This window comes from Aeromonas sp. Y293-4 (assembly GCF_027705905.1).
Taxonomy (GTDB): domain Bacteria; phylum Pseudomonadota; class Gammaproteobacteria; order Enterobacterales; family Aeromonadaceae; genus Aeromonas; species Aeromonas veronii.
Genome location: NZ_JAPDCI010000020.1, coordinates 45,432 through 69,777 on the forward strand (window position 1 = coordinate 45,432; position 24,346 = coordinate 69,777).

Annotated in this window: 21 protein-coding genes, 1 tRNA gene and 1 riboswitch; of the genes, 5 read left to right on the forward strand and 17 right to left on the reverse strand. The window is 59.7% G+C overall.

Features of this window, described 5'->3' with window-relative positions:
• Positions 1–78: 78 nt before the first annotated feature.
• Positions 79–1,344 carry a transcription termination factor Rho gene (gene rho / locus OKC31_RS18640; protein WP_005339417.1) on the reverse strand — a complete coding sequence of 422 codons (1,266 nt, stop codon included), beginning with the start codon at positions 1,342–1,344 and terminating at the stop codon, positions 79–81.
• Between the two features lie 204 nt (positions 1,345–1,548).
• Complete coding sequence (trxA, locus tag OKC31_RS18645) at positions 1,549–1,875, reverse strand: thioredoxin TrxA (protein ID WP_005339416.1); 327 nt, start codon at positions 1,873–1,875, stop codon at positions 1,549–1,551.
• 113 nt (positions 1,876–1,988) lie between these two features.
• Between trxA and rhlB the strand changes: the two genes are divergently transcribed.
• Genes rhlB through OKC31_RS18660 form a run of 3 tightly spaced genes read left to right on the forward strand, consistent with a single transcriptional unit; the run spans position 1,989 to position 5,065 of the window.
• Positions 1,989–3,278, forward strand: coding sequence for an ATP-dependent RNA helicase RhlB (gene rhlB, locus OKC31_RS18650; RefSeq protein WP_270657386.1), 1,290 nt, complete (start codon positions 1,989–1,991; stop codon positions 3,276–3,278).
• Between the two features lie 11 nt (positions 3,279–3,289).
• The gene (gene gppA, locus OKC31_RS18655) at positions 3,290–4,780 is read left to right on the forward strand and encodes a guanosine-5'-triphosphate,3'-diphosphate diphosphatase (protein WP_247823734.1); all 1,491 of its coding nucleotides are present in this window, start codon (positions 3,290–3,292) and stop codon (positions 4,778–4,780) included.
• A gap of 30 nt (positions 4,781–4,810) precedes the next feature.
• Positions 4,811–5,065, forward strand: coding sequence for a Rho-binding antiterminator (locus OKC31_RS18660; protein ID WP_164535892.1), 255 nt, complete (start codon positions 4,811–4,813; stop codon positions 5,063–5,065).
• A 71-nt stretch (positions 5,066–5,136) separates the two neighbouring features.
• On the opposite strand, the gene OKC31_RS18665 is transcribed toward OKC31_RS18660, so the two are convergent.
• Entirely contained in the window at positions 5,137–5,886 is a 750-nt protein-coding gene (locus OKC31_RS18665) for a class I SAM-dependent methyltransferase (protein WP_247823733.1), read from the reverse strand.
• Between the two features lie 76 nt (positions 5,887–5,962).
• Between OKC31_RS18665 and OKC31_RS18670 the strand changes: the two genes are divergently transcribed.
• The gene (locus tag OKC31_RS18670) at positions 5,963–6,703 is read left to right on the forward strand and encodes a substrate-binding periplasmic protein (RefSeq protein WP_247823732.1); all 741 of its coding nucleotides are present in this window, start codon (positions 5,963–5,965) and stop codon (positions 6,701–6,703) included.
• A 6-nt stretch (positions 6,704–6,709) separates the two neighbouring features.
• On the opposite strand, the gene OKC31_RS18675 is transcribed toward OKC31_RS18670, so the two are convergent.
• Together OKC31_RS18675 and prlC are read right to left on the reverse strand one after the other, a co-directional pair.
• The gene (locus OKC31_RS18675) at positions 6,710–9,256 is read right to left on the reverse strand and encodes a putative bifunctional diguanylate cyclase/phosphodiesterase (RefSeq protein ID WP_270657387.1); all 2,547 of its coding nucleotides are present in this window, start codon (positions 9,254–9,256) and stop codon (positions 6,710–6,712) included.
• 207 nt (positions 9,257–9,463) lie between these two features.
• A complete protein-coding gene (prlC, locus tag OKC31_RS18680) occupies positions 9,464–11,506 on the reverse strand; it encodes an oligopeptidase A (protein WP_139741731.1) in 2,043 nt (680 codons plus the stop codon).
• A gap of 424 nt (positions 11,507–11,930) precedes the next feature.
• A riboswitch (cyclic di-GMP riboswitch) is annotated at positions 11,931–12,016 on the forward strand.
• Between the two features lie 55 nt (positions 12,017–12,071).
• On the opposite strand from prlC, the gene OKC31_RS18685 reads away from it, so the two are divergent.
• Positions 12,072–14,261 (forward strand): immunoglobulin-like domain-containing protein, encoded by a 2,190-nt coding sequence (locus OKC31_RS18685; protein WP_247823729.1) that lies wholly within the window; start codon positions 12,072–12,074, stop codon positions 14,259–14,261.
• Between the two features lie 83 nt (positions 14,262–14,344).
• On the opposite strand, the gene hemB is transcribed toward OKC31_RS18685, so the two are convergent.
• From hemB to OKC31_RS18745, 12 genes are all read right to left on the reverse strand, one after another.
• Entirely contained in the window at positions 14,345–15,361 is a 1,017-nt protein-coding gene (hemB, locus tag OKC31_RS18690) for a porphobilinogen synthase (protein WP_005339394.1), read from the reverse strand.
• A gap of 3 nt (positions 15,362–15,364) precedes the next feature.
• Positions 15,365–16,150, reverse strand: a complete 786-nt coding sequence (locus tag OKC31_RS18695) for a TatD family hydrolase (protein ID WP_257697728.1) — start codon at positions 16,148–16,150, stop codon at positions 15,365–15,367.
• Between the two features lie 188 nt (positions 16,151–16,338).
• Positions 16,339–17,094, reverse strand: coding sequence for a twin-arginine translocase subunit TatC (gene tatC / locus OKC31_RS18700; protein ID WP_160882474.1), 756 nt, complete (start codon positions 17,092–17,094; stop codon positions 16,339–16,341).
• Entirely contained in the window at positions 17,091–17,555 is a 465-nt protein-coding gene (tatB, locus tag OKC31_RS18705) for a Sec-independent protein translocase protein TatB (RefSeq protein WP_270657389.1), read from the reverse strand. Before tatB ends, tatC begins: the two co-directional genes overlap by 4 nt.
• 3 nt (positions 17,556–17,558) lie before the next feature.
• Entirely contained in the window at positions 17,559–17,810 is a 252-nt protein-coding gene (gene tatA, locus OKC31_RS18710) for a Sec-independent protein translocase subunit TatA (protein ID WP_005339385.1), read from the reverse strand.
• A gap of 42 nt (positions 17,811–17,852) precedes the next feature.
• Complete coding sequence (gene ubiB, locus OKC31_RS18715; RefSeq protein WP_005339383.1) at positions 17,853–19,493, reverse strand: ubiquinone biosynthesis regulatory protein kinase UbiB; 1,641 nt, start codon at positions 19,491–19,493, stop codon at positions 17,853–17,855.
• On the reverse strand, positions 19,493–20,101 hold the full coding sequence (locus OKC31_RS18720; protein WP_270657390.1) for a ubiquinone biosynthesis accessory factor UbiJ: 609 nt from the start codon (positions 20,099–20,101) through the stop codon (positions 19,493–19,495). Before OKC31_RS18720 ends, ubiB begins: the two co-directional genes overlap by 1 nt.
• 8 nt (positions 20,102–20,109) lie before the next feature.
• Positions 20,110–20,862, reverse strand: a complete 753-nt coding sequence (ubiE, locus tag OKC31_RS18725) for a bifunctional demethylmenaquinone methyltransferase/2-methoxy-6-polyprenyl-1,4-benzoquinol methylase UbiE (RefSeq protein ID WP_005342396.1) — start codon at positions 20,860–20,862, stop codon at positions 20,110–20,112.
• 65 nt (positions 20,863–20,927) lie between these two features.
• Entirely contained in the window at positions 20,928–21,305 is a 378-nt protein-coding gene (gene crcB, locus OKC31_RS18730) for a fluoride efflux transporter CrcB (protein WP_005339378.1), read from the reverse strand.
• A 95-nt stretch (positions 21,306–21,400) separates the two neighbouring features.
• Positions 21,401–22,666, reverse strand: a complete 1,266-nt coding sequence (locus OKC31_RS18735) for a cytosine deaminase (protein WP_247823727.1) — start codon at positions 22,664–22,666, stop codon at positions 21,401–21,403.
• On the reverse strand, positions 22,660–23,904 hold the full coding sequence (gene codB, locus OKC31_RS18740) for a cytosine permease (protein WP_005342374.1): 1,245 nt from the start codon (positions 23,902–23,904) through the stop codon (positions 22,660–22,662). The genes OKC31_RS18735 and codB overlap by 7 nt, the downstream gene beginning before the upstream one ends.
• Before the next feature lie 251 nt (positions 23,905–24,155).
• Positions 24,156–24,231 (reverse strand) — tRNA-Thr (locus OKC31_RS18745).
• Positions 24,232–24,346 lie beyond the last annotated feature (115 nt).

Here is a 24,346-nt window from a genome sequence, read left to right on the forward strand (position 1 = left end):
CATACTACTAGGGCGACCGGAAAACAGATAAACAAAAACCGCGACCAGGGCCGCGGTTTCGTCATTTTCTGACCGGACTTACTTCTGCTGGCGCCGCATGGCGTCAAAGAACTCGTCGTTGGTCTTGGTCATCGCCAGCTTGTCGATGAGGAATTCGATACCGTCGATCTCGCCCATCGGGTGGACAATCTTGCGCAGGATCCACATCTTCTGCAGCTCGTCACCTGAGGTGAGCAGCTCTTCTTTACGAGTACCTGAGCGGGTGATGTCGATGGCCGGATAGACACGTTTCTCGGCAATCTTGCGCGAGAGGTGCAGCTCCATGTTGCCGGTACCCTTGAACTCTTCGTAGATCACCTCGTCCATTTTGGAGCCGGTATCGATCAGCGCGGTGGCGATGATGGTCAGGCTGCCGCCCTCCTCAACATTACGCGCGGCGCCGAAGAAGCGCTTCGGACGGTGCAGGGCGTTGGCGTCCACACCACCGGTCAGTACCTTGCCGGATGACGGGATAACGGTGTTGTAGGCACGGGCCAGACGAGTGATGGAGTCCAGCAGGATCACCACATCTTTCTTGTGCTCGACCAGACGCTTGGCCTTCTCGATCACCATCTCGGCAACCTGAACGTGACGGGAAGCAGGTTCGTCGAAGGTGGAAGCGATCACTTCACCTTTTACCATGCGCTGCATCTCGGTCACCTCTTCCGGACGCTCGTCGATCAGCAGAACGATCAGTTCACAGTCCGGGTGGTTGTAGGCGATGCTCTGGGCGATGTTCTGCAGCAGCATGGTCTTACCAGCCTTGGGCGGCGCCACGATCAGGCCACGCTGGCCTTTACCGATGGGGGAAGCCAGATCCAGTACACGGGCGGTGATATCTTCGGTAGAGCCATTACCCCGTTCCATACGCAGACGTTCGTTGGCATGCAGGGGGGTAAGGTTTTCAAACAGGATCTTGTTGCGGGAGTTTTCCGGGCGGTCGTAGTTGACCTCGTTGACCTTGAGCAGTGCGAAGTAGCGTTCGCCCTCTTTCGGTGGCCGGATCTTGCCGGAGATAGTATCGCCGGTACGCAGGTTGAAGCGGCGGATCTGGCTCGGGGAGACGTAGATATCGTCAGGACCTGCCAGATAGGAGCCGTCTGCACTGCGCAGGAAGCCGAAACCATCGGTCAGGATTTCCAGCACACCGTCGCCAAAGATATCTTCACCACCCTTGGCGTGCGCCTTGAGGATTGCAAAAATAATATCTTTCTTGTGCGCCCGAGCCAGATTTTCCAACCCCATGGATTCGCCAAGCTTGACCAGCTCGGACACAGGAGTGTTCTTTAATTCAGTCAGATTCATAGTGGTGAAAGTCTGTAAGCAAGGATTGAAATGAGGAGACAGTCTGCTGGATTGATGCTGATCGGATTTGATTGCCAGGCTGTGGTTAGCAAAGAGTCAGGCAAAAAGGTTAGCAAACGAGCGATAAACTAGCACCAATCGGGATGAGCGTCTAGGTGATAAAACACAAGGAGCGCATTATTGCAATGCGCTCCTCTTTAATTATTACAGGTTGCCGTCCAGGAACTCTTTCAGCTGAGTCTTGGACAGTGCACCGACCTTGGTCGCTGCCACTTCGCCATTCTTGAACAGCAAGAGGGTCGGGATACCACGAATGCCGTACTTGGGCGGAGTATCAGAGTTATGGTCGATGTTCAGTTTGGCTACGGTCACGCGACCTTCGTACTCTTGGGCAACTTCTTCCAGGATCGGGGCAATCATCTTGCACGGACCACACCACTCGGCCCAGAAGTCGACCAGAACGGCGCCATCGGCTTTGATTACATCTGCCTCGAAGCTGGCATCGCTCAGCTGAACAATCTTGTCACTCATCTCCAACTCCAGTCAGTAATTAAGGCTTTATTGACATATCAACAAAGGCAATAGTTGCCCTATTTGAAATGATCCTGTTTATTATTGCAAGCCTAACCTGATAACCTACCGCCATGAGCAAAACACACTTAACGACCGACAAATTCGCCCAAATGGGCCTCGAACCCGAAGTTCTGGCTGGTCTGGAATCAAAGGGATTTCACTATTGCACGCCCATCCAGGCACTGTCTCTGCCACTGCTGGTAGAAGGTCATGACCTCGCCGGTCAGGCCCAGACAGGAACCGGCAAGACCATTGCCTTCCTGGCCGCGACATTCAACTATTTGCTGACTCACCCGCTGACCAAGCCCCGTCTGGTTAATCAACCCAGAGCCATCATCATGGCACCCACCCGGGAACTGGCAGTACAGATCTATAACGATGCCGACAGCATGGCCGCCTCTACCGGCCTGAAACTCGGCCTCGCCTACGGTGGCGAAGGTTACGACAAGCAGCTGGCCGTGCTGGAGCAGGGCGTCGACATCCTGATCGGCACCACCGGCCGCATCATCGACTACTTCAAGTCCAAGGTGATCGATCTGAGCAACATTCAGGTCGTGGTACTGGACGAAGCGGATCGCATGTTCGATCTGGGCTTCATCAAGGACATCCGCTTCCTGTTCCGCCGCATGCCGCCCGCCACCGAGCGTCTGAGCATGCTGTTCTCAGCCACCCTATCCCTGCGCGTGCAGGAGCTGGCCTACGAACACATGAACCATCCGGAACATGTGCAGGTAGAGCCTGAGCAGATGACCGGCGTGCGGATCAAGGAGGAGCTGTTCTACCCCTCCAACGAAGACAAGATGTTGCTGCTGCTCTCCCTGATGGAAGAGGAGTGGCCAGAAAAAGCGATCGTCTTCGCCAACACCAAGCACGTCTGTGAAGACGTCCATGCCTGGCTGGAGAATGACGGCCACCGCGTCGGTCTGCTGACCGGTGACGTGCCGCAGAAGAAGCGGATGAAGATCCTCGAGGATTTCACCAAGGGTACGCTCGATATTCTGGTCGCCACCGACGTGGCCGCCCGTGGTCTGCACATCCCTGACGTGACCCACGTCTTCAACTATGACCTGCCCGACGACGCCGAAGACTATGTACACCGTATCGGTCGTACCGGTCGTGCCGGCAAGAGCGGTCACTCCATCAGCCTGGCCTGTGAAGACTATGCCTTCAACCTGCCGGCCATCGAGGAGTACATCCACCACGCCATTCCGGTCAGCAAGTACGACCGTGAGGCGCTGCTGGATGACGTGACCCCGCCGAAACGGGTGTTCCGCAACCGTCAGCCGGTGAACCGCAACATGCGGGATCGTCAGGGCGGTGGCAACAGCAACAACCGTCGTCGTCCGCCGCGCAAGAGCTAAGGACAGGCCCGTTGCACAACTCGCCTCTCTATGCCGCTATCGACCTCGGCTCCAACAGCTTTCATATGCTGGTGGTGCGCGAGGTCGCCGGTGCCCTGCGCACCGTCGCCAAGGTCAAGCGCAAGGTTCGCCTCGCAGCCGGGCTCGATCCGGAATTTCGTCTCAGCCGTGCCGCCATGGAGCGAGGCTGGGACTGTTTGCGTCTCTTCTCCGAACAGTTGCAGGACATTCCGGCCGACAACATCCGGGTGGTGGGCACCGCAACCTTGCGGCTTGCCACCAATGTCGACGAGTTCCTCAGCGAAGCGGAACGGGTGCTCAACCACAGCATCGAGATCATCTCGGGCGAGGAAGAGGCCAAGACCATCTATGAAGGGGTCTCCTGGACCTCCGCCGGGGAAGGCAACCGGCTGGTGATCGACATCGGCGGTGCCAGCACCGAACTGGTGATCGGCGAACATAGCGAAGCAAAACTGCTCAACAGCCTGCACATGGGCTGCGTCACCTGGCTCAACAATCACTTCGGTGATGGCGAGCTCTCCGAAGCCCGTTTCGAGCAGGCGATTGCCGCCGCCAAGACGGTGCTGGAGAAGGTGGCGGAAGATTACCGCGCCCTCGGCTGGCGCACCTGCGTTGGCGCCTCCGGCACGGTACAGGCGCTGCAAGAGATCATGCTGGCGCAAGGGAAGAGCGAGCGGGTCACCCTGCCGAAACTGCAGGAGCTGATGGGTCAGGCCATCGCTTGCGGCAAGCTCGACCGGCTGCAACTGGAAGGGCTGGCGGCCGAGCGGCTGACCGTGTTCCCCTCCGGCCTCGCCATCCTGATCGCCATCTTCGAAACCCTCGATATCGAGAGCATGACCCTCGCGGGGGGCGCCCTGCGTGAAGGACTGATCTACGGTCTGCTTGGCAACAATCACGACTGTGATGCCCGGGATCGCACCGCCGACAGCCTGATCAGCCGCTATCAGCTGGATAAAGAGCACGCCGAACGGGTGCGCGATACCGCCGTCGAGGCGTTCAACCAGCTGCAACCGGCCTGGCGACTCTCCAAACGCTACGGCCGCCCAATCTTGCGTTATGCCGCCCTGCTGCACGAGATCGGCCTCTGTATCGAATACAAGAAGGCGCCGCAACACGCCGCCTACATCATCGACAACATCGACATGCCGGGCTTTACCCCTGCGCAAAAGAAGCTGTTGTCGGCCCTGCTGTTCAACCAGCGGGATGAATTCAAGCTGGAACCGCTGGAGAAACAGGGTGCCGTCACCGGTCGTCAGGCGATCCGGCTGGCCCGTATCCTGCGCATCGCGCTGATCCTCTGCATGCGCCGCACCCAGGGCACAGTGCCCAGCTTCACCCTGCAGGCAGAAGAGGAGTCATTGACCCTGACCCTGCCCAAGGGCTGGATGGATGAACACTACCTGCGCGCCAGCGAGCTGCGCTTTGAAGTGGAACGCCAGCAGAAGATGGGCTGGCCGACCCGCGTACAGGAAGCCTGACTCAGCAACTAGCCTGTTTTGGAGCCGATCATGCCGGATTATCAACCCATCAGCTGCGATCTCTACGACTGGCTCGAAATTGCTGCCAGCTGGCAACTGCCGGTGACCCTCACCAGCCGCGATGATCGCCAATGGGATGACAAGATCCGCACCATCGAAGCCAGCGAAGGGGTCGAGTATCTGCTGCTGCACAGTGGCGAGCGGCTCAGTCTGGCAGAACTGGCGACCCTGCGCCTGAACTGGCAAGGGGAAGAGAAGCTGATCCGCTTCGCGTCAACCAACTGAATCCATTACGAAAAAGGAGGGCCAACATGACGTTGGCCCTCCTTTTTTGCATCCGCAACTCGCACCGGCCGTTAACCCGCCGCCAATGCCGCCATCACATAGACATCGAAGCGGTTGCTCTTGGTCTCGATGGCCATGCTGGGCTTCTGTTCATTGAGCCAGCCGGCGTAGTCGGGGCGTTTCACCACCACCCGCTTCTCAGCCATCTTGAGCGCGGCAGGCAACAAGGCATCCGCATCGAGATCCGGACCCACCAGCGACTGGAACACCCGCATCTCCTTTTTCACCAGCGCCGACTTCTGCTTGTGGGGGAACATGGGGTCGAGGTAGATCACCTCGGGCCGCTCCGGCAGTGCCAGCAGATTGTCCACCGCCGGGCCTTGCAGCAGGTGCATCCGCTCACTGACCCAGGGGCCAATCTCGGGATCCTGTGCCGCCCGCGCCAGCCCATCCTGCAACAGAGCGGCCACCACGGGGCTGCGTTCGATCAGGGTCACCTTGCAACCGAGAGAGGCGAGCACGAAGGCGTCGCGCCCCAGACCGGCAGTGGCATCCACCACGGTCGGTGTGGCACCGGCCTTGAGCCCCACCGCCTTGGCGATGGACTGGCCGCGACCACCACCAAACTTGCGACGATGCGCCACCGCCCCTTCCACGAAGTCCACATAGACAGCACCCAGCTTGGGCTCATCCAGCTTGCGCAGCTCCAACCGCTCCGGGGTAAACACCAGGGCAAACTGGGGAAGGTCGAGCAGGGCAAGCTGGCTGGCCAGCGCGTCTGCCTGCGCGGCCTTGGCGGGGTCTTCGAGGAGGATTTGCATGGTCTTTGGATGCGTTCTAAGTTCAGTGAACCGAGTGTACCACAGCCCCTTCAAGTCGCTGTAGGGAGGAAATCCCATGAACCTGTTCATTGCCCTGCTCCTCGCCGCCCAGAGCGGCACAAACCTGAAGGTCTGCGGCGTAGACTGGCCTCCCTTTTCCTATGCCGAACAGGGCAACCTGAAAGAGGGCATTTCGGTGGAGATCCATCAAGAGGTGGCGCGCCGCCTTGGCATGAACCTCACCCTGCTTGAACTGCCTTGGGGGCGCTGCGAGCAATATGTCAGCACCCAGCTGGCGGATGGCATTCTCGACAACGCCCCTCTCCCCGGTTGCTATCACTCTGACCTTGCCACCGCCTTCTATCCTCTAGCCGCCTATGTGCGTACCGACAGTCCGTTACAGAACTTCTCGTGGGAGATGGCCAAGGGGCTGAAAGTAGGAATGGTCAGGGGGTATGACTACACGGCCAAGATCAGGCACTTCGCCGGCTGGGAACCCATCAAGGTTCACTCCGACAAACAGCTGCTACTGATGCTGGAAAAGAGCCGGGTCGATATGATCATCCTGGACTACTTCTCTGCCCCCATTCTGTCGAGAGAGCAGGACGTCAGGATCCGCGCCCTCACCCCCTTTATCGATTCGACGCCACTCTACCTCTGTTTTGGCAAACAGAAGGCTGACCTGCTGCCTGCCTACAACAAGGCGCTGCAACAGATGCAGGATGAGGGAGTACTGGATCGCATCTATCTGCGCTATCTCGGCGAGGATTACCGGACATTGAAAACCAAACAGGAACAGATGACATCGAAGGAGTAAGCGCCACTAGCTGATCTGCAGAAACATTCCTTTGTCATTGAGCTGCAGATATTCGGTGAGATCGTCATAGGCCAGCGGGCGGCTGAGCAGATAACCCTGGGTGAAGGCACACCCCTTCTGGCAGAGGAAGTTGAGCTGCTCGCGGGTCTCTACCCCCTCGATCACCACCTGCATGCCGAGGTTGTGCACTATGTTGATGATGCCGTCGAGCAGCATCCTATCCTGCTCGTTGAAGGGGATATGGCGCACGAAGGAGCGGTCGATCTTGACCAGATCGACCGGGAAGGTGCGCAGGTAGTTGAGGGCCGAGTAGCCGGTACCGAAATCGTCGATGGCCAGCTTGCAGCCCGCCTCGCGCAGGGCATCGATCCGCACTCTGTGCTGATCGCTGCTCTCCATCAGCAGAGATTCGGTGATTTCGATGACGATGTCGGCAGGATCGAGCCCGAAATGCTGGATCACCTTGAGCCACTCACTCGCCTCGGGGTCGATGGTCTGGAACTCCATGGTGGAACGGTTGATCGACATCTGCAGATCCGGGAAGCCGGATTGCTGCAACCGCGCCAGATCCCGGCACGACTGCCACAATACCAGCGCACCCAGCCCCTGAATCAACCCCGCCTCTTCCGCCAGCGGAATGAACTCGGCAGGGGAGACCTGTCCCCATTGGGGGTGATACCAGCGCACCAGCGCCTCCAGCTTGGCGCCCCGTCCGCTGCGATTGTCCCAGATCGGCTGGTAGGCCATGGTCAGCTGCTCCAGCTTGATCGCTTCGGCCAAATCCTGCTGCATCTGGTGGCGCTGGCGCACCTCTTCCCGCATGGATGAGCAGTAGGCACCGAGCAACCTTCCCTGCCGCTTGGCCGCAAACAACGCCTGTTCGGCATTGCGCAGCAGCTCGTCGCTCTCGCTGCCATCGACCGGGCAGAGAGTCATGCCGATGGTCGCGGTCACATAGAGATGCTGGTTGGCCAGCATAAAGGGCCGGGCGAAACTGCCGATCACCTGCTTGGCAAACACCTCGGCCTGACGGCGGGTGACGATGCCGGGCACCAGAAACGCGAACTCATCGCCACCGATGCGGGCCACCAGATCTTCGGTGCGCACCCGGCTCACCAGCCGATCCGACACCTCCCGCAGCAGGGCATCGCCAGCATGGTGATCCATGCTGTTGTTGACCGCCTTGAAGTTGTTGAGGTCGAGCACCATGAGCGCGAAGCGCTCGCCCCGCTCGCAGAAGCGGGTGAGGCAGCGGCCAAACAACCAGCGGTTGGGCAGGCTGGTGAGGTTGTCGTAGTTGGCCTGGGTCGCGATCTTCTGCTCGGCCACCTTGGTCTGGGAAAGATCGCTGAAAATGGCGATATATTGCTGGATTTTGCCAGCTTCGCGCAGGGTGCTGATCATCAGCTGCTGCGGATAGAGCTTGCCGTTCTTGCGCTTGTTCCACACCTCGCCACGCCACACCCCCACCCGCTCCAGCGCGTGGTACATGTCGGCATAGAAGGTCTGATCGTGCAGCCCGGACTTGAGCATGCTGGGACGCTGGCCCCGCACCTCGTCGCTGCTGTAGCCGGTGATCTGCTCGAAGGCCGGGTTGACCGAGATGATGCGACTGTCGGCATCGCACACCAGAATCGCTTCGGAGAGGTTGTCGTAGACCCGGTGAGAGAGTTTGAGCTGCTCCGCATGGCGCTTGAGGGGATCGATATTCTCCAGCAGCACCATCAGGTAGTCCGGCTGCTGCTGCTCGTCGCGGATCAGGGTGACAGTCACCCGCCCCCACAGGATCTCGCCCCCCTTGCAGAAGTAGCGCTTCTCCTGGGTGAAACTGCTGCGCTCGCCGCGCCGGATCTCTTCGTAGCACTCAAGGCTGCGCTGCCAATCCTCCGGGTGATTGATGTCGGAGATGGAGCGATGAAGCAGCTCGTCGAGGGGATAACCCAGCATCTTCTCGATGGCCGGGTTGGCCCAGAGAATGCGGCCGGTGAGATCGAGCTTGCCGATCCCCACCGGGGCCTGAAACAGCATGCTCTGCAGCACATGGGGGGTATCAGGCAAGAGTTGCGGCAGCTGGCGTTGCAGCATCAGCGCCAGTTCGCGACCGGCCAGCGGCCCCAGCAACCGGAGCAGCCCCATCACCTTGGTCATATTGGCCTGAGGCTGACGATAGAGCAGGCAGCAGATACCTATGGTTTCGCCATCCGCATCCTTGAGGGCGATCCCGGCGTAGGCCTGGGCTTGCCACGCATCGGCAAGCGGCATCGCGGGGAACAGCTGCAACAGACGATCGCTGAACCAGGCTTCCCCCTCCTGCCAGGTAATGGCATCGGGAGAGTCAGTCAGTGGCAGCGTCAGGGTATCGGGGTCAAGAGAGGAGGGATGGGCAGCCTGAACCGTCAGGTGGGTAGCATTTGATTCCCTGCTGGCGATCAGGACGACATCAGCCATCACAGCAGCGGCGATTTCACTCACAAAGGTATCGAAATATCCCTGGCCGCTCGAATGAGCCAGACTGGAGATGATTTGATAGACGGAATCGAGTGCTCGCCTCATGGCAAGTGGCTTTCTCTCCTTGAAGGTTAGAACACGACTCTACTGAAGAGCCGTGGGCAGTGCAAATATGCAATCAGCAAGATATTAAAAAGCCTTGAAAAAAGGGACCAAAAGGTCCCTTTTTGTCGCAGAAATCACGACTCGATCCCACTATGCCGCAAAACAGTGTACCTGGTTGAAGCTCACACAGGCGGCGGGTCAGGAATCTCAGGCAGCGATCCCGCTGTGTCGCAACAGCGCATCCACCTTGGGCTCACGACCACGGAAGGCTCGGAACAGCTCCATCGGCTCCTTCGAGCCCCCCTTCTCCAGAATATTCTTCAGGAAAGATTGTCCGGTGGCCGGGTTGAAGATCCCCTCCTCCTCGAAGCGGGAGAAGGCATCGGCAGAGAGCACCTCGGCCCACTTGTAGCTGTAGTAGCCCGCCGCATAGCCGCCCGCGAAGATGTGGGAGAAGCTGTGCTGGAAGCGATTGAACGCCGGTGGCGTCATCACAGCTACCTGACTGCGTACCTCATCCAGCAGCGCCGGGAGCTGTGCCGGATTGGCCGGGTCAAACTCCTGATGGAGACGGAAGTCGAACAGGGCGAACTCCAGCTGGCGCAGCATCTGCATGGCCGCCTGGAAGTTGCGGGCGGTCAGCATCTTCTCCAGCAGATCGGCAGGCAACGGCTCGCCGGTCTCGTAGTGGCCGGAGATAAAGGCCAGCGCCTCGGACTCCCAGCACCAGTTCTCGAGGAACTGGCTCGGCAGCTCTACCGCATCCCAGGCCACGCCGTTGATACCGGCGACACCGGCCACATCGATGCGGGTCAGCATGTGGTGGATGCCGTGGCCAAACTCATGGAACAGGGTGACCACTTCGTTATGGGTGAACAGTGCTGGCTTGCCATCCACCGGGCCGTTGAAGTTGCAGGTCAGGTAGGCCACCGGCTTTTGCAGCGAGCCATCCTGACGGTAGCGACGACCCAGACAGACATCCATCCAGGCCCCGCCCTGCTTGTGCTCGCGGGCGTAGAGGTCGAGGTAGAAGCTGCCGCGCAGCTCGTCGTCGGCATCGAAGATGTCGTAGAAGCGCACGTCAGGATGCCAGGTGTCGATGCCGAGGCGCTCGCGCACCTTCATGCCGAACACCCGCTTCACCACTTCGAACAACCCCTTCACCACCTTGCTGGCGGGGAAGTAGGGGCGCAGCTGCTCGTCGGAGATGGAGAACTTGTGCTGTTTGAGCTTCTCGGCGTAGTAGGCGAGATCCCAGGCGGCCAGCTCGCTCTGACCATGCTGCTCGGCGGCGAAGGCGCGGATCTCCTCCAGCTCGGCCTTGCCTTGTGGCAGGGATTTGGCCGCCAGGTCGGTGAGGAAGCTCACCACCTGTTCGGTCTTGTCCGCCATCTTGGTGGCCAGGGAGAGCTCGGCATAGTTGGCGAACCCCAGCAGCTGAGCCAGTTCGCGGCGCAGGGTGAGCAGCTCGCTCATGATGGCGGAGTTGTCCCACTTGCCCGCATTGGGGCCCTGATCGGAGGCGCGGGTGGTGAAGGCTTCGTACATCTCGGCGCGCAGCTCGCGGTTGTCGGCATACATCATCACCGGCAGATAAGAGGGGATATCCAACGTGAACAGCCACCCCTCTTTGCCTTTAAGTTCAGCCATCTGACGGGCAGCGGCACGCACGCTCTCGGGCAGACCGGCCAATTCGGCTTCATCGGCCACCAGCTTGTGCCAGCCCTGGGTTGCGTCCAGCACGTTGTTGCTGAAACGGGAGGCCAGCTCGGAGAGGCGGGCCTGAATTTCGCCGTAACGCTGCTGCGCCTCGGCAGGCAGACCGATACCGGAGAGGCGGAAGTCACGCAGGGTATTCTGGATCTCCTTGCGCTGGGCGCCGCTCAGCAGCGGGAAATCATCGCTCTGGGAGAGGGCCAGATAGGCCTGATAGAGCCCTTCATGCTGACCGACATAGGTCTGGAATTCGGAGAGCAGCGGCAGGCAGGCATCATGGGCCTCGCGCAGCGCTTCGCTGTTGAGTACGGAGTTGAGGTGGCTGACCGGTGACCAGATCCGTGACAGACGGTCATTTACCTCTTCCAGCGGGGCAATCAGGCTATCCCAGGTATGGGGATCACGCTGGGCCAGCACATCGCTGATCTTCTGCTTGCAGTCAGCAATCGCCTGAATCACGGCAGGCTGAACCTGCTCCGGCTTGATCTGGCTGAAAGGGGGCAGCGAATCCATTGTCAGCAAAGGGTTATTCATCCCGGTTACCTCTTGTTTGGTCTTGAACAGACCGCTTTAGCAGCTCTGTATGGCTTTCTAACATGTGGCCAAGCCACGCAATAATCAAGCGGGAATCCGCCTCTCGGCACTGTTTTCCCCTCTTTGTGAGCTCAAACACCTCTCTGCCAGATACTGGACGGCAACAACATGAATAATCGGTACTTTTTTGCTCTTTTTGCGGCTTTTTCAACTCTCGAACCACAAGGGTGCAGACCAAATCCAATCGACAAAAGAGTAGGTTACAGCGGCCTATCACCGGCCCTTTTCATGCTTGGAAAATAACCAATCAACAAGTTAATAACCAAAACAAATCATGCACATACGTTGATTAATTTATTTTTAAGTGCATATCATAAGCAGCCTGTTACTCAGGTCACTTGATTCTCTGTGCTGCACAGAAATCGGGTGAAAAAGGCAAAGTGACCCGAAAGGGCGCGACGCAAAGCTACCGGTCTAAGGGAGATTTCCTATGACAGCGGGGCTGCCCCCGGGAGCGTTCGGCCAAAGCTGACCGCTCCATTTTGTACTGTATGGAGATATCAAGATGAACAAACTGAAGTTATCCCTGCTGGGCTGTCTGCTCGGCATGGGCGCCCCCATGGCGCAGGCTGCCTCAGCCGGCCAGGCCATGGTCAATCCCCAGTCCGGTGTCGTGGTGGGTTACTGGCACAACTGGTGCGGTGGCGCCGGCTATCAGGGCGGTACTGCCCCCTGCGTCAAGCTCGACCAGGTCAATCCGCAATACAACGTGGTCGATGTCTCCTTCATGAAGGTGTACGGCAGCGATCCCATCCCCACCTTCAAACTCGACCCAGCCACCGGCATGAGCGAGAGCCAGTTTATCGAGCAAATTGCCCTGCTGAACAGCCAGGGCCGCTCCGTGCTGCTGGCGCTGGGCGGCGCCGATGCACACATCGAGCTGCGTACCGGTCAGGAGCAGGCCTTCGCCGACGAGATCATCCGTCTGGTGGAGACCTATGGCTTCGACGGTCTGGACATCGATCTGGAGCAGTCCGCCATCACTGCCGCCAACAACCAGACCGTGATCCCGGCGGCCCTGCGGCTGGTCAAGGATCACTACCGCGCCCAGGGGAAAAACTTCCTCATCACCATGGCGCCCGAGTTCCCCTACCTGACCGCCAGCGGTCTCTATACCCCCTATCTGCGGGCGCTGGAAGGCTACTACGACTGGATCAATCCCCAGTTCTACAACCAGGGTGGCGACGGCATCTGGATCGACGGGGTAGGCTGGATCGCCCAGAACAACGATGCCCTGAAAGAAGAGTTCATCTACTACATGGCGGACTCCCTCATCAACGGCAGTCGCGGCTACTACAAGATCCCCCACGACAAGCTGGTATTCGGCATTCCGACCAATATCGATGCGGCCGCCACCGGTTACGTCAAGAATCCGCAGGATCTGTTCGATGCTTTCAACAAGCTGAAGAGCCAGGGTCAGCCCCTGCGCGGCGTGATGACCTGGTCCATCAACTGGGACATGGGTCGCAACGCGGCCGGTCAGGCCTACAACGAAGCCTTCATCAAGAGCTACGGCCCCTTCATCCACGATCAGAACATAACCCCGCCGGACGAGAACGGCAAGCCGGTGTTCAGCGGCCTGAGCGATACCCGCATCAAGCAGGGCACCGCCTTTGATCCGCTGGCCGGCGTCAGCGCCAGTGACAAGGAAGATGGCGACCTGACTGGCCAGATCCAGGTAGAAGGCTCGGTAGACAGCCAGCGCATCGGCCTCTACCCCCTCACCTACAAGGTGAGCGATCGCGACAACAACGTCACCGAGCAGGTACGCACCATCGAGGTCTACAGCATGAAGCCGGTGTTCAGCGGTGTTACCGACACCACGCTGGAACTGGGTACCGCTTTCGATCCGATGACCGGCGTCAGCGCCCATGATGAAGAAGATGGCGACCTGACCGCCCAAATCAAGGTCAGCGGCAACGTCGACAGCAGCAAGGTCGGCCGCTACACCCTCACCTATCAGGTGAGCGACAGCGCCGGTCAGCAGGTAACCCAGCAGCGCAACGTGACCGTCAGGGAGCAGGGCGCCGTCTGTGAAAACAGCTGGGATGCCAAGAAGGTCTACGTGGGCGGCGACATCGTCAGCCACAACGGCAAGAACTGGCTGGCTGGCTGGTGGACCCAGAACGAAGAGCCGGGTACCACGGGTGACTGGGGCGTCTGGCGCGTACAGGGCGACAGCGACTGCGGCGGCACAACGCCACCCGTCGAAGGCAGCAGCGACTTCACCGTCAGCGCCATGGCGAGCGAGTACACCATAGTCAACGGTCAGGTCAGCATCCGCTTCAACCTGACCACCGCCAACCCGGTCCAAATCACCGCGACCCTGGAGCAGAACGGCCGCAGCCACGGCACCACCAGCAGCCAGGTGAACGGCACCAGCACTCTGGTACTGCAGGGCAGCAACGTCACCGATGGCAGCTACGAAGTGGTTATCACCGGTCTGGCGGACGGCCAGCAGCCGGTGGTGCAGCGCTTCCAAGTTGCGCTGACCGAAGAGAGCAGCGGGGGTGGCGAAGGTGACTACCCGGCCTATGCCCCCAACACCGGCTATCAGGCCGGTGATCGGGTCAGCAATGCCGGTGGCAACTACGAGTGCAAACCCTGGCCCTATAGTGGCTGGTGTGGCGGCTCGACCAGCCACTATGAACCGGGTACCGGCAGCCACTGGAGCGATGCCTGGACCAAGCTGTAATCATCCGCTCGTGACCAAAAGAGAGCCATAACGACAGAGGGGGAGCCATCGGCTCCCCCTCTCGTTTATCTCTTCAACCCGGCTTAACGGGCATCTTCCTTCAGCCACTGCGCTACGCGCTTGGCGAAGTAGGTGAGGATGCCATCGGCCCCGGCCCGCTTGAAGCAGAGCAGGGATTCCATGATGGTCTCCTTCTCTTTCAGCCAGCCGTTCTGGATCGCCGCCATGTGCATGGCGTACTCGCCACTCACCTGATAGGCGAAAGTCGGCACGCCGAACTGATCCTTCACCTGACGAACCACGTCCAGATAGGGCATACCCGGCTTGACCATCACGCTGTCGGCCCCTTCCTGAATATCCAGCGCCACTTCGTGCAGGGCTTCGTTGCTGTTGGCCGGGTCCATCTGATAGGTGGCCTTGTTGCTCTTGCCGAGGTTGCCGGCAGAGCCGACCGCATCGCGGAACGGGCCGTAGTAGCAGGAGGCGTACTTGGCGGAGTAGGCCATGATCTGGGTGTTGATGAAGCCGTTTTCTTCCAGCGCCGCGCGGATGGCGCCAATGCGGCCATCCATCATGTCAGACGGCGCGACGATATCGACCCCGGCCTCGGCGTGGGAGAGCGCCTGCTTGATCAGGATCTCGGTGGTGATGTCGTTCAGCACATAGCCTTCGTCATCGATGATGCCGTCCTGACCGTGGGTGGTGAACGGATCGAGCGCCACGTCGGTGATGACCCCCAGCTCCGGGAAGCGAGCCTTGAGGGCACGCACGGTGCGCTGGGCCAGTCCGTTCGGGTTGTAGGCCTCTTCCGCCATCAGGCTCTTGCTCTCCAGCGGGGTCACCGGGAACAGGGCGATGGCGGGCACGCCCAGCTCCACCAGCTCGGCAGCCTCGATCAGCAGCAGATCGATGGAGAGACGCTCCACCCCCGGCATGGAGGGAACGGCTTCCCGACGGTTCTCCCCCTCCAACACGAACACCGGATAGATGAGATCGTTGACGGTCAGTACGTTCTCGCGCACCAGACGACGGCTGAAATCATGTTTGCGCAGACGGCGCAGGCGGCGGCCCGGAAAGGCGCCCGGAAGAGTTGTAGCCATGAATCACTCCTGGAGAGGAAGTTGGAAGAACGCGGCGGAGGTGGCCCGGGTGTGGGCCAGCAAGGCCTCGGGCGCTTCACCACGACAGGCCGCCACCACCTGGGCGATGTGCGGCAAAAAAGCAGGTTCGTTGCGTTTCGGGCGCGGTTTCAGATCCCGCGGCACCAGATAGGGGGCGTCGGTCTCAATCATCAGCCGACCGGCCGGAATACGCGCTACCTGTTCGCGCAGCAGCTGGCCGCGGCGTTCGTCGCAAAGCCAGCCAGTCACCCCTATATGCAGCCCCAGCGCCAGACACTCGTCCAGCTCCTCGTCGGAACCGGTGAAGCAGTGCAGCACGGCTCCCGGTAGTTTCGGCAACCAGGGACGGAGGATCTCGATAAAACGGGCGTGCGCATCGCGGCAGTGGAGAAACACCGGCATCCCGAGTTCGGCAGCCAGTGCCAGCTGGGCGTCGAATACCGCATCCTGTACCGGACGGGGGGAGAAGTCGCGGTTGTAGTCGAGGCCGCACTCGCCGATAGCCACCACCTGCGGCAACGCCGCCAGTTCGCGCAAGGCGGGCAGGGTCGCCGCATCGACACTCTTGGCATCGTGAGGGTGTACCCCAGCGGTGGAGAAGCAGTAGCCCGGCCAGCGGGCGGCCAACCCGGCGCTCTCGCGGCTGCCTGCCAGATCGGTACCGGTCAGGATCAGCGCTTCCACTCCGGCGGCACGGGCACGGGCCACCAGCTCAGGCTGTTCACCGGCGAACTGACTGCTGGTCAGGTTTAAACCGATATCGATCATGGAGTGAGACGTTCCGAACAAAAGGAATACATATCAGGTATTTGAAAACCATCTACCGAATGGGGTCTTACCATACGCCTCGAACGGGAGCATGAAAAGAGGAAGGGAGCCTCAGCTCCCCTCGTTCTGCTATTCCTGCGGACTTCGTCATCCTCTCGCCGTCCGGCAAACAGGTGACGAACAGAGCCTCAGCTCTCCACATCCGGTTGTTCCTGTTGCTCTTCATCCCCTTTCTTCACGTAGAAGCGGGCGAAGAACAGACCTATCTCCCACAGCGCCCACATCGGAATGGCGAGCAGGGTCTGGGAGAAGACATCAGGCGGCGTCAGCAGCATGCCGACCACAAACACCCCGACAACGACGTAGGGACGTTTCTCCTTCAGGTTTTGCGGTGTGGTCACGCCAGTCCAGCAGAGCAGTATGGTGGCCACCGGAATTTCGAACGCCACCCCGAACGCGAAGAACAGGGTCAGTACGAAGTCCAGATAGCTGGCGATGTCGGTCGCCACCGTCACCCCTGCGGGTGCGGTACTGGTGAAGAAACCGAACACCAGCGGGAACACCACGTAGTAGGCAAACGCCATCCCTGCATAGAACAGCAGGGCACTGGAGACCACCAGCGGCATGATCAGCCGCCGCTCATGCTGGTACAGACCGGGTGCGATAAAGGCCCAGGCCTGATAGAGCAGATAGGGGATCGCCACGAAGAAGGAGACCACCAGCGTCAGCTTGATCGGCGTCAGGAAGGGGGTCGCCACATCCGTCGCGATCATGCTGGTCCCTTCCGGCAGCTGGCTGAGCAGCGGCTGGGCCACGAAGTCGTAGATGTTGTTGGAGAAGTAGATCAGCGCCAGAAACACCACGAGGATGGCGGTAATGGAGCGCAGCAAACGGGTTCTCAGCTCAACCAGATGGCTGATCAGGGGTTGTTCGGCCTGACTCATGGCTTCACCTCCCCTTTTGCTGCAGAATCGCTGACCGGCACCGGCTCGCTCTCCCGCTGGCTGTTGACCGGCGGCACGTCGTGGCTCAGCGGCACCGCAGGCTCAACCGGCGTGGCAGGCTCAGCCTGGGCGACCGGCTCGGGGCGTGGCGGACGGATCTCGTTCTCCACCTGATAGGGGCGATTGACCGACTGGGCCGCCGCCTTGAGCTGTTCGATGGACTCCTGCAGCTCGGGGCTCAGGTTGCTCATCTGCAACTGTTCGGCCTTCTTGAGGTCGTTATGCAGCTCTTGCAACTTGAGCTCCTGCTCCAGCTCGGACTTGACCGAGTTCGCGGTCGAACGAATGAGGCGGATCCAGTGGGTAGCCGTGCGGATGGCAACCGGCAGCCGCTCGGGCCCCAGTACCACCAGTGCTACCACACCGATAACGACCAGCTCCCAAAAACCGATATCGAACATGGCTTAGGCCTGGTCTTTGTCTTTCTGCTTGGCGGTCTCACTGCTCTGAGTGGCCGCTTCGTTCAGCTGTTTCGGGGGAAACTCGGCATCTTTCTGCTCGGCCTTGGCATCAGCCGGCTCGTCGGAGAGGGCTTTCTTGAACCCTTTGACCGCCGCGCCCAGATCACCGCCAATGCCGCGCAGTTTCTTGGTACCGAACAGCAGCACGACGATGACTGCAATGATCAACAATTGCCAAATACTGATACCACCCATGATTTTCTCTCCAGAACAGGCGCCTGACGGCGCGGTTGTTGATTAATGGGAACGGGTTCGCAACCAGCCGACCAGCCAGCAGAGGGCTGCACCGGCGAGACTGGCTTGTCCCCACTCAATGTGTTGTTTTTGGGTCAGCAAGAATACACCCGCCAATAGCAGGCTGGCTCCAACCCCTAAGAGGTAGCGGGCCTGCCCCTGCCGGCGGCTGTGACGGCGGAATTCGGCAAACATCTGGTCGAAATGACGCTGCTGATGACGGGTCTGGCGCAGAGTCTCATAGACCAGCTCCGGCAGCTCCGGCAGCTTCTCGGCCCAGAATGGCGCCTTCTCCTTGATGGCGTTCAATACCGACTTGGGCCCGACCTGTTCGTGCATCCAGTTTTCGAGGAACGGCTTGGCGGTCTGCCACAAATCGAGCTGCGGGTAGAGCTGACGCCCCAACCCTTCCACATAGAGCAGGGTCTTTTGCAGCAGCACCAGCTGTGGCTGCACCGTCATATGGAAGCGGCGGGCAGTGTTGAACAGATTGAGCAGCACGTGACCGAACGAAATCTCGGAGAGCGGCTTCTCGAAGATGGGCTCCAGCACGGTGCGGATGGCGAACTCGAACTCGTCCACCTTGGTATCTGCCGGTACCCAGCCCGACTCCACGTGCAGCTCCGCCACCCTGCGATAGTCTCGGTTGAAGAAGGCGAGGAAGTTCTCCGCCAGATAGCGTTTGTCTTCCCGATTGAGGGTACCGACGATGCCGCAGTCGATGCCGATCCAGAGCGGGTTTTCGGGGTGTTCGTAAGAGACGAAGATGTTGCCCGGGTGCATATCGGCGTGGAAGAAGCTGTCGCGGAACACCTGGGTGAAGAACACCTCCACCCCGCGCTCGGCCAGCAGCTTCATGTTGGTACCGTTGGCCTCCAGCGCCGGTATATCGGAGACCGGAATACCGTAGATCCGCTCCATCACCAGCACCTGCTCGCGGCAGAGATCAGTGATGATTTCAGGCACATAGAGCGCCTCGGAGCCGGTGAAGTTGCGGCGCAGCTGGATGGCATTGGCCGCTTCACGCATCAGATTGAGCTCGTCGAGGATAGTCTTGCGATACTCCTCCACCACCTCGATGGGGCGCAGTCGCGCGCTCTGGGGCACGAAGCGGGCCACCAGACGAGCCAGCGCCTGCATCAACCGCAGGTCAGCCTCGATGACCGGCTCGATGTCGGGACGGATCACCTTGATGACAATCTCGCGGCCACTCTCCTTCAGCCGGGCGGTATGCACCTGCGCGATGGAGGCCGATGCCAGCGGCGTCTCGTCGAAGTCGTCAAACAGGGTTTCGATAGGACAACCCAGGCTCAGCTCGATCTGCTGGCGCGCCGCCTGACCACAGAAGGGGGGCACCCTGTCTTGCAGCAGGGCCAGCTCTTCGGCGATATCCGGCGGCAACAGGTCACGGCGGGTCGAGAGCATCTGGCCAAACTTGATGAAGATGGGGCCAAGGGCCTCGAAGGCGAGGCGGATGCGGGCACCGCGGCTGAGATCCGGTTGCTTGTTCTTGAGCCAGAACAGGGAGCGACGGGCCAGACGACCCGGCCAGGGTTGATAGCGGGCGGGCACCAGTTCGTCGATGCCCTGCTCCAGCAGGATGGTGATGATGCGATAGAGGCGTTTGAACTCCTTCGGGGTCATCAGGTCACCTGCTGTTCGAAGCGGGCCAGCCGCAGTTCGACGGCCTTGAGCTGCTGGGCCAGCACCTCGACGTCATCGTTGAAACTCGCCACTTCCAGCGGGCCGGGGGCGAGGCGGGCCTCTTCGGTCAGATATTCAGCCAGCTGGCTGCGGGTGCGGCACAGCTCGCGACCGACCAGGCGACGCGCCTGACGGGCACCGCTGAACAGGGTGTGGGCCAGCACGTCGCCGGTATAGCGCGACAGCTCCTCTTCCCAGTCGATATCCAGCTCACCCAATAGCACGCTGAATGCCTGTACCAGCTGGGGATCACCGCTCAGATCCAGTTTCTCCTCGCGGATATAACGGGTCAGGGCGGACGGTTCTTTCAGCAGACCGAGGGCGGTCAGCGACAGGCTGAGCACCGCATCGGCCTCCCCTTCATGCTGGGCCAGCACATCCAGCCGACGCTCGGAGAAGACAAACCAGAGCGGCTTGAGTTCACGCAGCTCCAGCTTGAGCACCTTGCCCACCAGTTTGCGCAGCCGCTCCGGGCTCTGTTTGTCCAGCGCCAGCAACTGGTTGAGGCTGGTTTCGATCACCGCGGTGACCATGGCATCCATCGGCATAGGCAACCTTAAAACTTGTAACCGCGGTGCAGGGCGACCACACCCTGAGTCAGATTAAAGTACTCCACCTGCTCGAACCCGACATTTTCCATCATGCCTGCCAGGGTCTGCTGATCCGGGTGCATGCGGATGGACTCTGCCAGATATTTGTAACTTTCACTGTCGTTCGCGACGATTTCGCCCATTTTCGGCAGCAGTTTGAAGGAGTAGAGATCATAGAGCTTGGCGATCACTTCGCTGACCGGCTTGGAGAACTCCAGCACCAGCAGACGGCCACCCGGCTTGAGCACCCGGAACATGGAGGCGAGCGCCTTGTCCTTGTCGGTGACGTTGCGCAGGCCGAAGCCGATGGTAATCACGTCGAAGTGGTTATCCGGGAAGGGGAGCGCCTCGGCATTGGCCTGCACGTAGGAGACGTTGTTGGCGACCCCCAGATTACGCAGCTTGTCGCGGCCCACTTTCAGCATGGAGTCGTTGATATCCGCCAGCACCACCTGACCGGTCTCGCCGACGATGCGGGAGAACTTGGCGGTCAAGTCACCGGTACCACCGGCCAGATCCAGCACCTTCTGACCCTTGCGCACACCGGAACAATCGATGGTGAAGCGCTTCCACAGGCGGTGGATGCCGAACGACATCAGATCGTTCATCAGATCATACTTGGCTGCCACCGAATGGAAGACACCTGCTACCAGAGTTTCCTTCTCGGTCGCGGCCACGGTTTTAAAGCCAAAATGCGTTGTCGTTGCTTGTTCTGACATCCCTTAAACACCCATAGAGCAAAGAATGGCCGCCAGTTTACCAGAGCCACTGGCGTCCGGACACCTTAAACCCGGCTCGCAACCAACTGCATGCCCAGCACCACCATGGCCAGACAGAGGAAGAGATTGAGACCGATATTGAGCAGCGCTTTCAGATAGGCCCCATGTTGAGCCAGCACTACCGTATCGAGGGCAAAGGAAGAGAAAGTAGTCAGGGCACCGAGGATCCCCACCATCAGCAGCGGCTTCATCGGGTGTTCCACCACATGACCATGACTGATGAGGGCGAACGCTACCCCCATGATGAAAGAGCCCACCACGTTGACCACCAGAGTCCCGTAAGGAAAGTGGCGCCCCAGCAGCAAGGCCATCAGTTCGGCAATCCCAAAACGAAGGCAGGCGCCGATGGCGCCCCCTGCAGCAACATAGAACCAGGTTTGCATGGTGTCACTCCCTCAGGGTCAGGCCGCCATTATGTCGCAATGGCGGCCCTTGTGCCCAGAGGTGGAACTAATCGTCACCCAGCCTGATTGAAATCTCAGCGGCGAAAATCGATGGGCTCGGCCTCACCCAGCACGATTTCGGTCTGGGCCGGGCAGGTCTGGGCAATCACCTTGCCGTGACGAATCGAGTAACGCACCAGCACCTGACGGCGCACCGCATCGAAGCCGTTGTCGGCGGGCAGGACCAACAGGTTGGCCGGTTTGCCCACTTCGATACCATAGCGATCCTGCACATTCAGGGTGCGGGCGCTGTGGCTGCTGATCAGCTTCAGACCGTCGTTGATCTGCTCGTAACCCATGATCTGGCAGACATGCAGCCCCATGTGCAGCACCTGCAACATGTTGGCGGTGCCCATGGGATACCAGGGGTCAAACACGTCATCGTGACCGAAACAGACGTTGATGTTCGCCTCCAGCATCTCCTTCACCCGGGTAATGCCGCGGCGTTTTGGATAGGTATCGAACCGCCCCTGCAGGTGAATGTTCACCAGCGGATTGGCCACGAAGTTGATGTCCGCCATCTTCAGCAGCCGGAACAGGCGGGAAGCATAGGCGCCATTGTAGGAGTGCATTGCGGTAGTGTGACTGGCAGTGACACGGTGGCCGATACCCCGCTCGTAGGCCAAGGTCGCCAGCGTCTCGATGAAACGGGACTGCTCGTCATCGATTTCGTCACAGTGCACATCGACCAGAACCTGATACTTCTCGGCAAGATCGAAGATGTAGTGCAGACTTTCGACACCATATTCCCGGGTGAACTCGAAATGGGGAATAGCACCGATCACATCGGCCCCCAGCTTGAGCGCCTCCTCCAGCAGTGCCTTGCCATTCGGGTAGGAGAGGATCCCCTCCTGCGGGAAGGCAACGATCTGCAGCTCGACCCACTCCTTCATCTCCTCCCGCACCTCCAGCATCGCCTTGAGCGCGACCAGATTGGGATCGGAGACATCGACGTGAGTACGGACAAACTGGATGCCGTTGGCGATCTGCCACTTCAGCGTCTGGATGGCACGCTGTTTCACATCCTCATGGGTCAGCAGCGCCTTGCGCTCGGCCCAGCGCTCAATCCCCTCGAACAGAGTGCCGGAGAGGTTCCAGCTCGGCTCGCCCGCCGTCTGGGTGGTATCGAGGTGAATATGGGGCTCGATAAAGGGCGCGATGGCCAGACCGCCCTCCCCGTCCAGCACCCGACCGGCGACGGCATGCTCGTCATGGGGCTCAATGGCGGTGATGACCCCATCCTGACAGCGGATCTGCCACAACCCTTCCCGATCGGCCAAACGAATATGTTGAATCAGCATTTGTTAGCTTCCTGTACCAGAACCGGCCGCTGGGTGAGGCGAACCAGAATGAAATAGGTGAAGGCGGCGCCCAATACCGCGTTGAGTGGCACTATGCCCGGTAGCCACTTGCCGACAGCCACCCCGACTGCCGTGGCGACCAGCGCCTGCCAGCGCACCGTCTCGAACTGCTGATCGGCAAACTGACGGTAACGCTCACGATTGAGCAGGAAATCCATGATGATAATGCCACCGATCGGCGGAATTGCCGTACTCAAAAAGGCCAGCCAGCCGACAAAGTTGTTGTAAAGCCAGAGGGCGCAAGCCGTACCGATGAGGCCGTTGATCACGCTGAGGGGCTTGCTCTTGAGACCGGTAATGTTGGCAAAACCGAGGCCGGAGGCGTAGAGAGCGTTGTCGTTGGTGGTCCAGATATTGAGGCCCAGCACCAGAATGGCAGGGATCAGCAGTCCCTGCATCAGCATCACTTCCGAGATATCGGCCTGACCGGTCACGGCCGCACCGGCTGCGCCGAAGACGAACATCAGCGTGTTGCCCAAAAAAAACGCCACCATGGTAATCATGACGGCGCCCCAGGGTTTGCGACCAAAGCGAACAAAGTCGGCGGTCAGGGTTCCTGCACTGATAAAGGAACCGACCACCATGGTCAGCGCCGTGGTGAACTCGATGGGATTGCTTGGTTGCACCTGCTGCAGCGCCGCCATGCCACCGGTCGAGGTCACCGCCAGCCAGACCGAGTAGCCACCGAGCAGGGCGATAGCCGGTACAGCCACAAAGCTCAGCACCATCAGAGCAGAGATCCCGAAGTAGACGGTCACCGTCATCAAAATGCCCGAAATGGCGATCAGCCAGTTCACATCTATGCCGGTCGCCTTCTGCACCGGCAGGGCAAACATCGCCACACCAACGCCAAACCAGCCGACCTGAGTACCGCCGAGCAGCAGTGATGGCAGCCAGGAACCTTTCACCCCAAAGGAGTAACGAGCCAGCAGATGGGTAGAGAGGCCGGTTGAGGCACCGATATAACCGAGACAAGCGGTGTAGATCCCCAGCAACAAGTTGCCGATAAGTACCGCCTTGATGAAGTCATCGAACACCAGCCCGGTGCCCAGCGCACCACCGGTCCACATGCTGGCAGAGAAGAAGGTCAGGCCTAGCATCACCAGCATCAGCGACAGCACACCTTTGCGCCCTTTGGCGGGTACCGCCCCCAAACAGTATTCGTTATCCTGCGCCATGCTCTCTCTCCACGTAATAGGCAAAACGCGCCGGATTTTACATGTAAAACGTTTTACGTCAATCAATCATGGTTAAATCTCTGGATAAAACCATCAATAGCAGTCAAATGAGTAACACATTAGGACTCAAACCAGCAGATAAACAGTGTCGGCTGCAAGCAGAAGGGGTTGCGGGAATAGGGAATGTAAGGGGATATCAAAAAATGACGGATGCAAAAAAGCCTCCCTTTTCAGGGAGGCTTTCTATTTAATGGTGCTGATACCCAGAATCGAACTGGGGACCTCATCCTTACCAAGGATGCGCTCTACCGACTGAGCCATATCAGCACACTAACCGGTAAAGACCACGCTGGGCGTAATCTTGAAATTGGGTGCCTGGCAGTGTCCTACTCTCGCATGGCGAATGCCACACTACCATCGGCGCTACCGCGTTTCACTTCTG

Coding starts and splice junctions, on each gene's coding strand:
- rho (WP_005339417.1), bottom strand. CDS start 1,344: ATGAATCTGACTGAATTAAAGAACACTCCTGTGTCCGAGCTGGTCAAG.
- trxA (WP_005339416.1), bottom strand. CDS start 1,875: ATGAGTGACAAGATTGTTCAGCTGAGCGATGCCAGCTTCGAGGCAGAT.
- rhlB (WP_270657386.1), top strand. CDS start 1,989: ATGAGCAAAACACACTTAACGACCGACAAATTCGCCCAAATGGGCCTC.
- OKC31_RS18660 (WP_164535892.1), top strand. CDS start 4,811: ATGCCGGATTATCAACCCATCAGCTGCGATCTCTACGACTGGCTCGAA.
- OKC31_RS18665 (WP_247823733.1), bottom strand. CDS start 5,886: ATGCAAATCCTCCTCGAAGACCCCGCCAAGGCCGCGCAGGCAGACGCG.
- OKC31_RS18670 (WP_247823732.1), top strand. CDS start 5,963: ATGAACCTGTTCATTGCCCTGCTCCTCGCCGCCCAGAGCGGCACAAAC.
- OKC31_RS18675 (WP_270657387.1), bottom strand. CDS start 9,256: ATGAGGCGAGCACTCGATTCCGTCTATCAAATCATCTCCAGTCTGGCT.
- prlC (WP_139741731.1), bottom strand. CDS start 11,506: ATGAATAACCCTTTGCTGACAATGGATTCGCTGCCCCCTTTCAGCCAG.
- OKC31_RS18685 (WP_247823729.1), top strand. CDS start 12,072: ATGAACAAACTGAAGTTATCCCTGCTGGGCTGTCTGCTCGGCATGGGC.
- hemB (WP_005339394.1), bottom strand. CDS start 15,361: ATGGCTACAACTCTTCCGGGCGCCTTTCCGGGCCGCCGCCTGCGCCGT.
- OKC31_RS18695 (WP_257697728.1), bottom strand. CDS start 16,150: ATGATCGATATCGGTTTAAACCTGACCAGCAGTCAGTTCGCCGGTGAA.
- tatC (WP_160882474.1), bottom strand. CDS start 17,094: ATGAGTCAGGCCGAACAACCCCTGATCAGCCATCTGGTTGAGCTGAGA.
- tatB (WP_270657389.1), bottom strand. CDS start 17,555: ATGTTCGATATCGGTTTTTGGGAGCTGGTCGTTATCGGTGTGGTAGCA.
- tatA (WP_005339385.1), bottom strand. CDS start 17,810: ATGGGTGGTATCAGTATTTGGCAATTGTTGATCATTGCAGTCATCGTC.
- ubiB (WP_005339383.1), bottom strand. CDS start 19,493: ATGACCCCGAAGGAGTTCAAACGCCTCTATCGCATCATCACCATCCTG.
- OKC31_RS18720 (WP_270657390.1), bottom strand. CDS start 20,101: ATGCCGATGGATGCCATGGTCACCGCGGTGATCGAAACCAGCCTCAAC.
- ubiE (WP_005342396.1), bottom strand. CDS start 20,862: ATGTCAGAACAAGCAACGACAACGCATTTTGGCTTTAAAACCGTGGCC.
- crcB (WP_005339378.1), bottom strand. CDS start 21,305: ATGCAAACCTGGTTCTATGTTGCTGCAGGGGGCGCCATCGGCGCCTGC.
- OKC31_RS18735 (WP_247823727.1), bottom strand. CDS start 22,666: ATGCTGATTCAACATATTCGTTTGGCCGATCGGGAAGGGTTGTGGCAG.
- codB (WP_005342374.1), bottom strand. CDS start 23,904: ATGGCGCAGGATAACGAATACTGTTTGGGGGCGGTACCCGCCAAAGGG.